The 13,107-nt window shown below is 46.1% G+C and carries 11 protein-coding genes; 4 read left to right on the top strand and 7 right to left on the bottom strand.

Features of this window, described 5'->3' with window-relative positions:
• Window positions 1–67: 67 nt before the first annotated feature.
• Window positions 68–1,030, top strand: coding sequence for an orange carotenoid protein N-terminal domain-containing protein (locus QUA62_RS12525; RefSeq protein ID WP_333404347.1), 963 nt, complete (start codon window positions 68–70; stop codon window positions 1,028–1,030).
• Between the two features lie 354 nt (window positions 1,031–1,384).
• Window positions 1,385–1,810 carry a nuclear transport factor 2 family protein gene (locus QUA62_RS12520; RefSeq protein ID WP_333287872.1) on the top strand — a complete coding sequence of 142 codons (426 nt, stop codon included), beginning with the start codon at window positions 1,385–1,387 and terminating at the stop codon, window positions 1,808–1,810.
• Between the two features lie 354 nt (window positions 1,811–2,164).
• On the opposite strand, the gene QUA62_RS12515 is transcribed toward QUA62_RS12520, so the two are convergent.
• The 3 genes from QUA62_RS12515 to rsmH form a co-directional block, all read right to left on the bottom strand.
• Window positions 2,165–2,587, bottom strand: a complete 423-nt coding sequence (locus QUA62_RS12515; protein WP_006633914.1) for an ATP-binding protein — start codon at window positions 2,585–2,587, stop codon at window positions 2,165–2,167.
• A gap of 496 nt (window positions 2,588–3,083) precedes the next feature.
• Window positions 3,084–4,757, bottom strand: a complete 1,674-nt coding sequence (locus QUA62_RS12510) for a SpoIIE family protein phosphatase (RefSeq protein ID WP_333287874.1) — start codon at window positions 4,755–4,757, stop codon at window positions 3,084–3,086.
• 568 nt (window positions 4,758–5,325) lie between these two features.
• The gene (gene rsmH / locus QUA62_RS12505; RefSeq protein ID WP_333216744.1) at window positions 5,326–6,228 is read right to left on the bottom strand and encodes a 16S rRNA (cytosine(1402)-N(4))-methyltransferase RsmH; all 903 of its coding nucleotides are present in this window, start codon (window positions 6,226–6,228) and stop codon (window positions 5,326–5,328) included.
• A gap of 58 nt (window positions 6,229–6,286) precedes the next feature.
• Here rsmH and QUA62_RS12500 point away from each other — a divergent pair, with 58 nt between their 5' ends.
• On the top strand, window positions 6,287–7,471 hold the full coding sequence (locus QUA62_RS12500; RefSeq protein ID WP_006633911.1) for an NAD(P)H-quinone oxidoreductase subunit H: 1,185 nt from the start codon (window positions 6,287–6,289) through the stop codon (window positions 7,469–7,471).
• Between the two features lie 234 nt (window positions 7,472–7,705).
• Window positions 7,706–8,917, top strand: coding sequence for a class I SAM-dependent methyltransferase (locus QUA62_RS12495; RefSeq protein ID WP_333404345.1), 1,212 nt, complete (start codon window positions 7,706–7,708; stop codon window positions 8,915–8,917).
• Between the two features lie 51 nt (window positions 8,918–8,968).
• Here the strand turns inward: QUA62_RS12495 and QUA62_RS12490 are convergent, their stop codons facing one another.
• The 4 genes from QUA62_RS12490 to hisS all read right to left on the bottom strand — a co-directional run bounded on the left by QUA62_RS12490 (window position 8,969) and on the right by hisS (window position 13,089).
• Entirely contained in the window at window positions 8,969–9,616 is a 648-nt protein-coding gene (locus QUA62_RS12490) for a hypothetical protein (protein ID WP_333404343.1), read from the bottom strand.
• A gap of 80 nt (window positions 9,617–9,696) precedes the next feature.
• Complete coding sequence (locus QUA62_RS12485; protein ID WP_333404341.1) at window positions 9,697–10,830, bottom strand: DNA cytosine methyltransferase; 1,134 nt, start codon at window positions 10,828–10,830, stop codon at window positions 9,697–9,699.
• 96 nt (window positions 10,831–10,926) lie between these two features.
• Entirely contained in the window at window positions 10,927–11,676 is a 750-nt protein-coding gene (locus QUA62_RS12480; protein ID WP_333404339.1) for a Uma2 family endonuclease, read from the bottom strand.
• A gap of 138 nt (window positions 11,677–11,814) precedes the next feature.
• Window positions 11,815–13,089, bottom strand: a complete 1,275-nt coding sequence (gene hisS / locus QUA62_RS12475; protein ID WP_333404337.1) for a histidine--tRNA ligase — start codon at window positions 13,087–13,089, stop codon at window positions 11,815–11,817.
• Window positions 13,090–13,107 lie beyond the last annotated feature (18 nt).

Here is a 13,107-nt window from a genome sequence, read left to right as displayed (position 1 = left end):
AATCAAGGGAGCTTGACGTTTCCTAACTCCAGTAGCTCGCTACAACCACAAATCCCACAGCATACACATGGCAGTTAGTATTCAATCAGCTCAATCTATTTTCTCCAACATGGAGATTGCTAGCGCTGTTCCGGCTACCACCGAAGCATTTTACAAACTCAGCGTTGAAGACCAACTAGCCTTGCTCTGGTATGCCTACACCGAAATGGGTATTTCCATCACCCCAGCAGCTCCCGGAGTAGCCAGCATGGCGCTTGTTGAAGGCATACTGAGCGAAATCAAGCTAATGTCGCCGGCTGCTCAAAGCAAAACCATGTTTGACCTAGCCAGCAACGCCGACACAACGATCGGCCGGATTTACACTTCCTTGCGCGTCAACACCAAACTCGGTTTCTGGTACGAGTTGGGACAGTTGATGAAACAGGGCCTTGTCGCTCCGATCCCCGCTGGCTATCAAATGTCTCCCGAAGCCACCACAGTTCTAGAAACCATCAAGAAACTAGATCCCAGTCAGCAAATTACCGTACTTCGCAACACCGTAGTTAACATGGGCTATGACCCTGCTTTTAGCCAAGAGTACGGCAAACGCTCAGCCCCCCGCAGCACTCCCACCGCTCCAGAAGAGCGGGTGAAAACCAAAATTGAGGGTATCAGCGAGCAGACTGTCCTCAACTACATCGACTACATGAACGCCTTCGACTTCACCCCAGCCATCGGTTTATTTGCCGAAGAAGGTGCCCTGCAACCACCTTTCCAAAAGCCGATCGTCGGTCGCGAAGCTATCCTCAACTATATGCGGGAAGAGTGCATCGGACTGAAAATGATGCCCCAGCAAGGCGTATCGGAACCCGCAGAAGATGGCTACCGCCAAGTGAAAGTCACCGGCAAAGTCGAAACTCCCTGGTTCGGCGCGAATGTGGGAATGAACATCGCGTGGCGGTTTTTGTTAGATCCCCAAGGTCAAATTTTCTTTGTGGCGATCGACTTGTTGGCATCTCCTAAGGAATTGCTCAATTTGATCCGCCAATAGAATCTTCTTGTTGGCTCTGTTAAACAGGCTTGCCCAGAAACCCAGATGCCATTAGGTGTCTGGGTTTCTATCATTTTAGATTTTAGATTTTAGATTTTAAATTTTATCTTCAAGAATTGAAGGATGGAAAATGACTGATGGTATCAGGGTTTGCAGCTTGGCTACACTGGTATTTTTTGACAGTAGTATTGATTTTGGTCGATCGCTTTGAAAGCTGCGCTCGACGCTCTCCGGTTCCCGGTTCCTCCTTTTTTCGGAGAATTATTTTCCTACCCCTACTTATATCTTTTGAGGGATTTGCTGCGACAAAGAGAATGATTACAGTATACTCATTCATTTGAAATCACTTGTTTTATGACCGCAACAACTCGACCTATTTTAACTAGCTCTATAAAGATTCCAGGCATCACAATGCCAGGGATACTGCAATATTTTGAAACTTTAAACGCGGGCGATTTTGAAGCGACGGCTAATTTATTTGCCGAGGATGGGGTTCTGCACGCGCCGTTTGAAGAGCCAATTATTGGCAACATCTCGATCGCCACTTATCTCAAAAAAGAAGCACGAGGAATGCAGCTAGAACCCCAGCAAGGTGTCAGCCAAATTTTAGAAGATGGCCAGGTAGAAGTTCAGGTCAGCGGCCGGGTGCAAACTCCCGCATTTGGTGTTAATGTCGGATGGCTGTTCTTGCTCAATTCTGACCAAAAACTCCTTTCTGTCACCGTCAAACTGTTAGCTTCTCCCCAAGAGTTGCTAAATCTGCGGTCACATAAGAAATAAGATGTTTGATAAGGTGTTTCACATTTAAATTGCCTATTTTGGTTTGACCTGTCGATCGCACGTAATAGCTAAAATCGTGCGATCGACAGGTTAATCGGCTTTTTCTGGCAAGAATGAGGCAGAAACCGGGTTTTTATGCAAATCTTTGGTGAAGTGCCACTCACGGTATAAAAATCCCGTTTCTTCGGTATTTGTGCGATCGGGACTGTATTCCTACAATCTTACAGTCTGGCGTTGGGCCGACGATACGGAACGACAAAGTGGCTGTCACCGCAGCGTGCGACAGACAGCCAAAGCGAGTCAAAAAGTGCATGGCCAATCACTAATCACTCATGACTAATGACTAAGCACTAATTAAGATTTTTCCGGCAAACTGGCTTCCAACTTTAGACAGTTGCGACCGTCTATTTGCAAAGTGTAGTCCACCCGATCCATAAGTCTGCTCATAATCAGCCAGCCGTAGCCGCTTTCCTGTTTAGCTTCCGGCCTCGGGGGATTGTAAGTATCCATTTCGTAACCTTTACCGTAATCCCAAATTTCTAAACCAATATCCCTATTTTTTAAATTCAAACGAATTAACACGGGCAAATTGGGTTGATCTTTGTGAGCATGGCGGATCACGTTAGAATAGGCTTCTGCTAACACCAAGCGCAAACGATTCGACTGACGTGGCCAATCGACGTGCTCTCCTAGCTCTACTTCCAAACTGCTCAGCAACCAATTTTCAACAATTGTTAAAAATCGCAAGTCGCTTGGCACATGAAGCTCAGTATTCATAAAAAAATCCCGTAAGTTTGAAAACCCTGTGTCTTCACACCAGGTATGAAACACGACGCGCCGAATGGATTCGGCCTCAATACTTGTCGCTATTCGGGGGATAACAGCCTTTTCTGTTTAAAAATCAGGCATTCATGATTCGGTAGAAGGCAGAGGTTAAGAGTATATTTGAAAACTTTAGTTATGGGCCTAAAGCCCATTAACAATTGATAATTATACCGAGACTGCAAGCAGCGAGGTATAAAAAATCTGTGTTTCAATCCTTGGCTTTTAAGCGTTGGTTTTTTCTCACGAATGCCTTCTACGTTAACCTTTTACAGGTGTTTAATCCCCCAGGAAAGCGATTCAGGAAACTAGCTGCGCCATCGCCGGCTAGGTTTTTTACTGTTGACGATAACGCCGTCCTTTGCAGGACTACTCTGTGGGCCGTCAACCAGCAGGGCTTAAGTTTTTTCGGCTCTCACCCCCGACTATGCGCCGGGAGTAGCTGACAGATTCAAAGAACCTCCAGAGAGAGTATGGTTTGGTCGTCTTCCTGAACGGGATTGTCGGCTCGGATGTGAGCCAACAAATTGTCCAAGTTGAAAGAACCAGGTTCCTGAATCAAGAGTTGCCAAAGCCCTTCTTGTTGTAGCATAGAACGGGTTGGTACACCCCCTGCGACCGCTTCAGTGGTCACGCTCGCTTCAGTAATTCCGTCACTCGTCAGCAGAAATACATCTCCTGACTTTAATTCGATCGTACCTGCTTTGCCTCTCCAAACTGGTAGTATCCCCAAAGGAATGCCACGAGCTTTCAGGAAATTCGGCTCGGCTGGCGTTTTACCGCTAGCGGCTTGAGCTTTCACCTCCGAGTGAGACCAAACGATCGGATAAATGTGACCGGCATTAGCAAACGCGAGGTGTCCCGTTGACGGAGTGTAACGAGCTACAACCATTGTAATAAAATGGTTGTTCCCGATCAGGTCGTCAGACATACTGCTATTCATATTGTGCATAACACGCTCGGGTTCGGGAGAAACTTCTTGGGAAAGTTCCCGCCGCATCACCGAAATCGCGCTCGCCATAAATAGAGCAGCCGGAACTCCCTTACCCGAAACATCTCCCACCGCTATCCAAATATCGCCTTGGGAGTGGACGTAGACTTCAAAAAAGTCGCCGCCAACTTCCCGCGCGGGATAGCAGCAAGCTTGCACCCTGACAGTTTCAAAATCCGGCCAACTTTGGCGCAACAAGTTTGTTTGGATTTGGCGAGCCACTTCCAACTCGTTTTGCATCTGCTTGGCTAAATCCAGAGTGCGCTGGTAGAGCTTAGCTTGAGACAGGGCGAGAGCAGCTTGAGCTGCTACACCTTCTATTAACTCTATATCTTCTGCCGACCAAGGGTTAGTGCCGCCAATCTGGCACAAAGCCAGTACCGCCAGCAATTCTTGCTGGTAAGTCAGGGGCACGGCAATCTCAACCGAGTTACCATGCCCCCCACTGTTTGAGTTCACTTGAGTTTGGCGGGTGGCTACAGCTTGAACCAGCAAATTTTCATCAAAAGAAAAGGTACTGGCATCGTCGGTGTGGGCTTGGTAGGGGAAGGTACTCGGCAATAGTCGATCGCTCTCTACCGGCCGCAGCATACAATAGTTGGCCTCAAAAGTTTGACCTACGGTTTGAACAATAGTTTGTACCATACTAGAGTAATCTAGCGACCCGCGAATGACGCTCATTACCTCATTGAAAAGAGATTCCTTGCGTAAAGCGCGGCGCAATGCAACGCTGCGCTGCTTGTAGTATTTGTAAGTTTCTGAGGCTTGATTGATCACCAATTTGAGTTCTTCTGGATTCCACGGTTTGGTGATGTATTTGAAAACTTGACCTGAGTTGATGGCCTCAACCAAATCTTCAACATCGGTGTATCCCGTTAGCAGAATCCGAATCGTATCGGGAAATCGCTCGACTGTTTTCCCCAAAAACTCGGTGCCATTCATTTCTGGCATCCGCTGGTCAGATATAATCACCGCCATCTCGCCCTGTTCGTCTAGAACTTCCAGGGCGCTGAGCGCGCTATCTGCTTTGTAAACCTGAAAGTCGCGTCGAAACGTCCGGTACAATAAATCCAAGTTGTCGGGTTCGTCATCGACTACCATCAGTTTCAGCTTGCTTCCATCTCCCCGACTCATCTTTCTTCCCCCTTGAAAACCCCCACCATAGCTGTAATCAGCAAGGTGGCGGGAGGAAAAGGGGGGCTGGATATATGCAACATATCAGTTACGTCAAGTTGAGTTAAAGAAACCCGTTTTACCTCAAGGTGAGCATTCCTTTCGCACCATCTGTTCGCACAACAGATGAGAGGCTTTCGATACTGTAACCCGCCTCGGTAGGCCGCTTCAATAGGGAAAATTCCCGAGTCAGCTTTCACGCTGTGATACGAGCAATGACCTTGTTAGCAGTCGGTACTTTTCTAAACACACCAGCATTCAAAACGGCTAATTAATGCTCTGATTGCAGAGTTCTTAACTAGCTGGGCACTGTCCTCGGTGTGAATTTTAACACTTACTACTAACGCAGGTATGGCTACCTAAGTCTGGTCAACACCGGCTGTATTTCAGACCGCACTGTACCCGGAGGGTTAGTGGTGGGTTGTTGGCGCTATTCCCTACATCTTTGCCGAATCGCACTTGATTGCTGCATTCAAGTCTCCCTAATCTCTGAACTTTTTGCAGCAAGCATATTACTACGACTGCCGAATCAAGTTAATCTTTCTGCCAGTCTGAGCTTAGCAGAACGAGAGCGGGGATTTCTAGCTACTTCTTCGGATTGTGGCCCGATCGGCTTTTTTGTCAGTACCTGCAAATTGGGTGTTCCTCTGAGTTGGTGCTTGACTGGTCGGTCTTCCAGACTGTGAAATGTAATGATTCCGATTCTCCCACCTGGTTTTAACCACCCTGGCGCTTGGTGGAGGAAAGTTTCTAAAGAAGCGAGTTCGGAGTTGACAGCTATCCTTAAAGCTTGGAAGGTGCGGGTGGCCGGATGGATTCTGCCGTTGCGCTGCTTGGGGGGGAAGCTGGAGGCGATCGCCCCTGCAAGTTCTGTTGTAGTTTGAAAAGGACGCCCTTGCACAATCCGCCTCGCGATGCGCCGCGACAGCCGCTCCTCGCCGTACTTGTAAATAATATCTGCTAGTTTAACTTCTTCCCAGTGGTTGATAATCTCTTCTGCCGTCAAAGATTGCTGCTGGTTCATACGCATATCTAGTTGAGCTGGGTGGCGAAAACTAAATCCTCGTTCCGGTGTATCGAACTGAGCAGAGCTGACGCCCAAGTCTGCTATGATACCATCAAATTCGGCTTCTGAGGACTGATATTCAGCAAAGTTGCCGTGCCAAAACTCAACGGGCGAGTTTGCAAATCTGGCTTGGCAAAAACGGATGGCTTGTTCATCGCGGTCGATCGCCACCACTGTAACATCTGGCGCCGCCGCTAAAATCAAACTCGTGTGTCCGCCGCCCCCAAGCGTCGCGTCCAAATAGCGGCCGCCAGGACGCACAGCCAAACCCGCAATTAATTCTTGACCCAAAACAGGAACGTGATAGGTGTCAATACTGACATCCGATCCAGGGGTATCCTTCTCACAGAGCTCGATATCCTTCATAATCTATAACAGCCAAACAAAAATCAACAATAGTCAGTAATCATTAATTCATTTAATTATGTCAAGAATTGAGACTAGAACCGAACCGATGGTGCTCAACATGGGGCCGCACCACCCTTCCATGCACGGGGTACTCCGGTTAATTGTCACCCTGGACGGGGAAGATGTGGTGGACTGCGAGCCAGTTTTGGGCTATCTGCACCGGGGGATGGAAAAAATTGCCGAAAATCGCACCAACGTGATGTACGTGCCCTACGTGAGCCGCTGGGACTATGCCGAGGGGATGTTTAACGAAGCGGTGACAGTCAATGCACCGGAAAAGTTGGCGAATATTGCTGTCCCCAGACGGGCGAGTTACATTCGCGTAATCATGCTGGAGTTGAACCGGATTGCTAACCATTTGTTGTGGTTGGGGCCGTTTTTGGCGGACGTGGGGGCGCAAACTCCTTTTTTCTATACTATGCGCGATCGCGAGATGATTTTAGACTTGTGGGAAGCAGCCACAGGTTATCGCATGGTGAACAATAACTATTTCCGCATCGGCGGAGTTGCCGCAGATTTGCCCTACGGTTGGGTAGATAAGTGCCAAGATTACTGCGATTATTTCGTTCCCAAAATTGACGAGTACGAACGTTTAATTACCAACAACCCAATCTTCCGCCGCCGGATTGAAGGCCTGGGTACTATTTCTCGCGAAGAAGCGATTAACTGGGGACTTTCCGGCCCCATGTTGCGCGCTTCCGGCGTTAAGTGGGATTTGCGGAAAGTTGACCATTACGAATGTTACGATGACTTCGACTGGGAAGTTTGTACCGAAGCTGCTGGCGATTGTTTGGCCCGGTATGTGGTGCGGATTCGGGAGATGCGCGAGTCGGTTAAGATTATCTATCAAGCCTTGAAAGGACTCCCCGGTGGATCTTACGAGAATTTGGAAGCCAAGCGCTTAGAAAGCGGGCCAAAATCTGAATGGAATGGTTTTGACTATCAGTTTATTGGCAAAAAAGTTGCGCCGACTTTTAAGATTCCCAAGGGCGAACATTATGTCCGCGTTGAAAGCGGCAAGGGTGAGTTGGGGATTTATATTATCGGGGATGATACTGTGTTTCCCTGGCGCTGGAAGATTCGGACTGCGGATTTTAATAATTTGCAGATTTTGCCTCACATTGTGCGCGGTGTGAAGATTGCCGATTTGGTGGCAATTTTGGGTAGTATCGACATTATTATGGGCTCGGTTGATAGGTAGATTTTGTCGGTTTTTATCTGAGAATTTAACCCGGTTTTTTTCTGGAACCGGGTTGATTTTTTTTTAACAGCAGATAAACGCGGATAGATATCGATTAATTTGGGTGTTAACGTCGCTAAAATGTACCTTGTTTCTCTCTTCTCTCTTCCTCTGTGCCCTCTGCGCCCTCTGCGGTTAATAAAAAAAAATCTCTCCTTCACAAATGAAATAACATCAACTTTGATTGGATAAATTATGAAAGTTCAGCAATCAGATATCAATGACAGCAACTGGGAACTCTGCGCTTTAATCTGCGAAAGAATTGCCGCCAGTCCCCAGCAGCGTATTACTTTTGCTGAATATATGGATTTGGCATTATATCATCCGCAGCACGGATATTATAATAGCGATCGCCCGTCGATCGGCAAACAAGGCGACTTTATCACGTCGCCTCATTGGGGTGCTGATTTTGCGGAGGTTTTGGCAGAGCAGTTTGTGGAAATGTGGGAATTTCTCGATCGCCCTTTCAATTTCGCGATCGTAGAAATGGGCGCTGGGCGGGGAACTTTTGCAGCTAATGTGCTGGAATATCTGCAACGGCAACATCCCGACTTATTTAAAAATTTAACATACATAATTGTTGAAATTTCGCCAAGACTTCAAGCGGAACAACGCCAAAGCTTAAGTGATATCAAGTGCGTTAAGTGGTGCAAGTGGGATGAGATAATTAATAATTCAATTGTCGGGTGTTTCTTTTCTAACGAGTTAGTGGATGCTTTTCCAGTGCATCAATTTATTCTGGAAGAAGGGCAAGTTAGGGAGATTTACGTTGCCGCAGAAACCCCCAAAAATGAGCTAGAAGAAATAAAATTTGTTGAGGTAGTTGGCGAAGTTTCCACGCCTAAAATTGCTGAATATTTTGATTTGGTGGGACTCGATTTGTCGGCGAGCGTTTATGGGAATGGTTATCGCAGTGAGGTGAATTTGGCGGCTTTGGACTGGATGAGTACAGTTGCTCAAAAGTTGCAGCGGGGATATTTGTTAACTATTGATTACGGTTATCCGGCGCACCGCTATTATAATCCGAGGCGCAGCGAGGGGACACTACAGTGTTATTATCGCCACCGATATCACAGCAATCCTTATATTAATGTGGGGCGGCAGGATTTAACGGCTCATGTTGATTTTACGGCGCTGGAAAGGCAGGGTGAATTGTGCGGTTTAGATGTGGTAGGGTTTACTCAGCAGGCTTTGTTTTTGATGGCGTTGGGTTTGGGCGATCGTATTGCTTCTCTGTCTACAAATGATGCGGAAGTATTGGATTTGGCCACGTTTTTGCGCCGACGGGAGGCTTTGCATCAGTTGATCGATCCGATGGGTTTGGGGGGTTTTGGGGTTTTGGTGCAGTGTAAGGGGTTGAGGGAGGAGGAAAAAGTGGGATCGCTCAAAGGTTTCACGGTGCCTTAAGTTAACTAAAATCAGCAACACGCACTCTTTTCCAATTACTTTTGTCATCACTTAAGCGCACTGACTCAGCGGCGGAAATTCCCATTTTCCCGAATATAAAGTAGATGGTAGCTTTAAACAATAAGCAGCAGGAACCACCTCGATCAACCACCAATTAAACATATCTCGTTGAGCCGCAGCAAAACCAGAAATTGCATCCCCGGTAATGGCATCATACAAAATATCCAAAATTGCCTTATAGGCTGTTTTGGTGTTGAGTGTTTGCAGCAAGCCGTAGAAGATATTATAAGCTTCGTTACTAGCTTGATATTTTCCAATTTTGTTGATATTAGGAAACAAGGTATCAGCCCAAGTTTCTGGGATTTCACAGCCATCCTTAAGCCAACAAGATACAATTGCTTCAACGATATCAGCTTTGTGTTCTTCAGGAAAGTAATGTTTAATGGTCGGTTTAGCTGCTAATGCTATTCCATAAGCCATATAGACGTATCGCTGATGGGATATTTCATCATTAGGCATTCCAAAGGCTGTCATTACTTCTACAAAAGCTTCTTCTACATTGCACTTTCCACCTCGTTCGTATAAATCGTCATATTTTCTGTCCCAAACCGTCTGAAGTGTTTGCTGTAATTGCTCGGGAATAGTTGAGTTGCTGGTCAATTTAAAATCGGTGTAGTGACCTAGATCAAACTTGATCATTGACTTTCCATCCTGATGTATTTTATTTAAGCATAAACCAATAAAAAGCTAATCTTAAGCTTCCTATCTACCGCCCCATTTCAAATTAACTGCAAACTCTGCTCGAATCCCTCGTATTCAGCCCATTTTAATCGTTCTTGAATAGACATCCCCTGCAAGTTTTTACTCATTTCATATAAATTAACTTGGGGATAATCCCCCTTAAATAACGGAATCAAAGACTCCACAACAGCAGCGATTCCCTGCGGCGGCACTGCATTGCCAATCTGCCGCCGCACTTCAGTAGTAGAACCTTCAAAAACAAAATCATCTGGAAATGTTTGCAATCTTGCTCTTTCACGATTTGTCAAAGAACGCGGTTCTAAATAATGATAACCCCAAGTTCCGCCACCTCCACCAGCAATGATTGTCGAGGATGGTTTATCTGGATGAATTCGCCGATAAACGTGACTGATCATGCCTTTGACATAGTATGGACTATCCTTGGGAATATCAGAGAAATTGCCTCCCGGTTTAATTCGATTTAAAATTTCAACGGTGCGGGCTTGAATTTTATGATGTTTGTTATTGTCAAGAACTGCTTCCACATTTTTGAGTGCTTCGCCCGCAGTTCGATAAGGATTTTTGCGATCTTGACCGTATTCTGGCTGAGGATGCACAAAGTTAAATCCTGTATCCATCCGAATGCCAACTAATAACACTCTTTGGCGAAATTGGGGAACTCCGTAATCAGCAAAGTTGTAAAGTTTAGGTTTAACTAAGTAGCCTGGAGCGATACTTTCAAAGTCAGAAATTATTTGTTTTATTGCTTGATAATTATTTGCACTTAATAAGCCTTTGACATTTTCTGCTACAAAAGCTTTGGGCTTTTTTTTATTGACAAAATCGAGAAAGTATGTATATAAATTGCCTCTGGTTCCTTCAAGTCCCGGACGTTTCCAAATTAGGGAGAAATCTTGACAGGGGAACCCTCCTATACATATTTCCGCTTCGGGAACTTGTGCAATGTCTATATTTTCTATACTGTCGTTGATGATGACATCGGCGATGTTTCTCCTGAATGTTTTGCAGGCGTATTGATTGGAGTCGATCGCCCAAACTACCTCAAATCCGGCTTGGTGGAATGGCAAATCCATGCCGCCGCAACCAGAAAATAAGGATATGAGTCGCGGTTTTTTTGTCCAGGCGATCGGCTGGAGACGTTCGATTAACATAGGAGTGTAAAGTTAGCCAAGGGCGGGCTGGATGCCCGCACCACAAGAGTGTCATCATACCAAAACCCGATCGAACTCGACTCATCAATTGATATTTCACTCTTCATCATCTAACTCGATTCCAGCTTGACGCAGTTTTTCGGCCAATTTTTCAGCGCGCAGTCGTTCGCGATCGGCTCGTTCTTCCGACCACAGCAACAACTCGCCTTCTGCATCCCACCATCTCAACCAACAGCCTGTTCTCCCTTCGTGAGTTCCTTCCCAAACTCCTAAAAATAAGTCTAATCCCGGTATCCAATAACGTCCGTTTTCATCAGGTTTTTGCAAGTTGTAGTGATATGATTCTAAAGCGTAAACTTCTAAATGAGCTGTTTTTGCTCGAAATATGACGTATCTGGGAACTTTGATTACTTGCTCGTAAAAATACCACTTTCCCACCCGCGAGGTAAATTCAACGGAGTATTCTTCTCCATAGGTTTCTGAAAGAAATTCCATCACAATTTGGGGGATGGTTCCTTCTGTGTGTGGCGTGTAACTACGGCGTACTTGAGAAATATTTTTTGGATTGACGGGTTTCACGTACATCCAATCGGGCGCTTTGCAGATAATACGCTGTTCGTCGCTGGTTGAACCTGGGAAACTAATTCCGGCACACAAGGCAAAGTTGGAAACAATTAAGGCATCCTGCATTAATTCAGGAAATCCTGTTAGCGGCTGGCGCAAAGCTGCTGCTAATAATGGTTGGCTTTCGTCTTCCACGGGGTCGTCTGGTAGTTGAAAATCTTCTGGTAGTAGCGGCCAGGTGATTGTGAGTTTTGTTTCTAGGTTTTTAGCTGCTACAGACATAGTTTATCAGAGGTTAAATGTTTTAATGCTTAAGTTATATCTCTTGGTTTTTGGGATTAATGTTAATGGCTTAATGACGAGGCAGAGCCTCTGGATATGCGTTACCGGGCAGAGCCTGGTAACGAGGAACCGAGAGTTTTAAGGGTTGTTAATTTTCTGCTGTAGCTCGTTTGTCATTGCTAGTAGTTCCGATTGCGCGATCGCACTTTGTTCACCACTCGCCAACCACTTCAATTGTACCGTCTCGTTTTCAGCTTCCGCATCTCCCAAAACTAAACACCCAACTGCACCGCTTCTGTCAGCTCTTTTAAACTGTTTCCCGAAAGCACTAGCACTCAAATCTATCTCTACACTAAACCCCGCACTTCGCAATTTTTGAGCTAACAATACCGATTGCTGTTCAGCTTTCTCGCCCCTGGATACCAAATAAAAATCCAACTTCGGCACGGGCAAAGGTTGCAACTTTTGCAGCAGGATAATCAACCGTTCTATACCCATTGCCCAACCGACTGCCGCCGTATCTGGGCCGCCCAATTCCTTGACTAAACCGTCGTAGCGACCGCCTCCGCAAACTGTTGCTTGCGCTCCCAAATCGTCGGATATAATTTCAAATGCGGTGTAGGTATAGTAATCTAAACCGCGCACTAATCTGGGATTTAACTGATAGCTAATTCCTAAATTTGTGAGCATAAGCTGCACTTGCTCGAAGTGCGAGCGCGATTCCTCTCCCAAATATTCTAAAATGCTAGGCGCACCAGCTACAATTTCTTGAGTACGCTGATTTTTGCTGTCCAATATCCGCAGCGGATTGCGAGTCAAGCGATCTTGAGAATCCGCGTCTAATTCGTCTTTGTGCGGTGTAAAATAATCGATCAAAGCTTGTCGGTAATTTTGTCGGTCTTCCTTATTTCCGACAGAATTAATATCGAGGCGCAAATTTTTTAAACCGAGGGTTTGCAGGATGTCGCAGGCGATCGCAATTACTTCGACATCCGCACGAGGATTCGCACTCCCCAAGACTTCCACGCCAATTTGATTGAACTGCCGCTGTCTTCCTTCTTGCGCGCGTTCGTAGCGAAACATCGGCCCAGCATACCACAGACGCTGCACGTCTCCTGCTGCGTACAAACTATTTTGAATAAAAGCTCGGACTACTCCGGCGGTGCCTTCTGGACGCAAAGTAGTCGAGCGATCGCCCTTATCCTTAAAAGTGTACATTTCTTTGCCCACAACATCGGTAGCTTCGCCGATGCCGCGTTCAAATAAAGATGTCTGTTCAAAAATAGGCGTCCGAATTTCTCGATAAGCCGCTTTTTTTAAAATGGTTCTAGCGACTTCTTCTATATTTTGCCAATATTGAATTTCAGCGGGCAAAATATCCCGCGTTCCCGGTAAAGTTTTAATTGCACTCATTTTGTTAGTCAGTTGTCA

Source organism: Microcoleus sp. MON1_C1, from assembly GCF_036701945.1.
Classification (GTDB): Bacteria; Cyanobacteriota; Cyanobacteriia; order Cyanobacteriales; family Microcoleaceae; genus Microcoleus.
Note: the sequence above shows the minus strand (reverse complement) of the source record. Positions and strands in the feature narration are given on the sequence as shown.

What these genes read in the sequence shown, in the direction of transcription:
- QUA62_RS12525 (WP_333404347.1), top strand. Translation starts at nt 68, where the DNA reads ATGGCAGTTAGTATTCAATCAGCTCAATCTATTTTCTCCAACATGGAG.
- QUA62_RS12520 (WP_333287872.1), top strand. Translation starts at nt 1,385, where the DNA reads ATGACCGCAACAACTCGACCTATTTTAACTAGCTCTATAAAGATTCCA.
- QUA62_RS12515 (WP_006633914.1), bottom strand. Translation starts at nt 2,587, where the DNA reads ATGAATACTGAGCTTCATGTGCCAAGCGACTTGCGATTTTTAACAATT.
- QUA62_RS12510 (WP_333287874.1), bottom strand. Translation starts at nt 4,757, where the DNA reads ATGAGTCGGGGAGATGGAAGCAAGCTGAAACTGATGGTAGTCGATGAC.
- rsmH (WP_333216744.1), bottom strand. Translation starts at nt 6,228, where the DNA reads ATGAAGGATATCGAGCTCTGTGAGAAGGATACCCCTGGATCGGATGTC.
- QUA62_RS12500 (WP_006633911.1), top strand. Translation starts at nt 6,287, where the DNA reads ATGTCAAGAATTGAGACTAGAACCGAACCGATGGTGCTCAACATGGGG.
- QUA62_RS12495 (WP_333404345.1), top strand. Translation starts at nt 7,706, where the DNA reads ATGAAAGTTCAGCAATCAGATATCAATGACAGCAACTGGGAACTCTGC.
- QUA62_RS12490 (WP_333404343.1), bottom strand. Translation starts at nt 9,616, where the DNA reads ATGATCAAGTTTGATCTAGGTCACTACACCGATTTTAAATTGACCAGC.
- QUA62_RS12485 (WP_333404341.1), bottom strand. Translation starts at nt 10,830, where the DNA reads ATGTTAATCGAACGTCTCCAGCCGATCGCCTGGACAAAAAAACCGCGA.
- QUA62_RS12480 (WP_333404339.1), bottom strand. Translation starts at nt 11,676, where the DNA reads ATGTCTGTAGCAGCTAAAAACCTAGAAACAAAACTCACAATCACCTGG.
- hisS (WP_333404337.1), bottom strand. Translation starts at nt 13,089, where the DNA reads ATGAGTGCAATTAAAACTTTACCGGGAACGCGGGATATTTTGCCCGCT.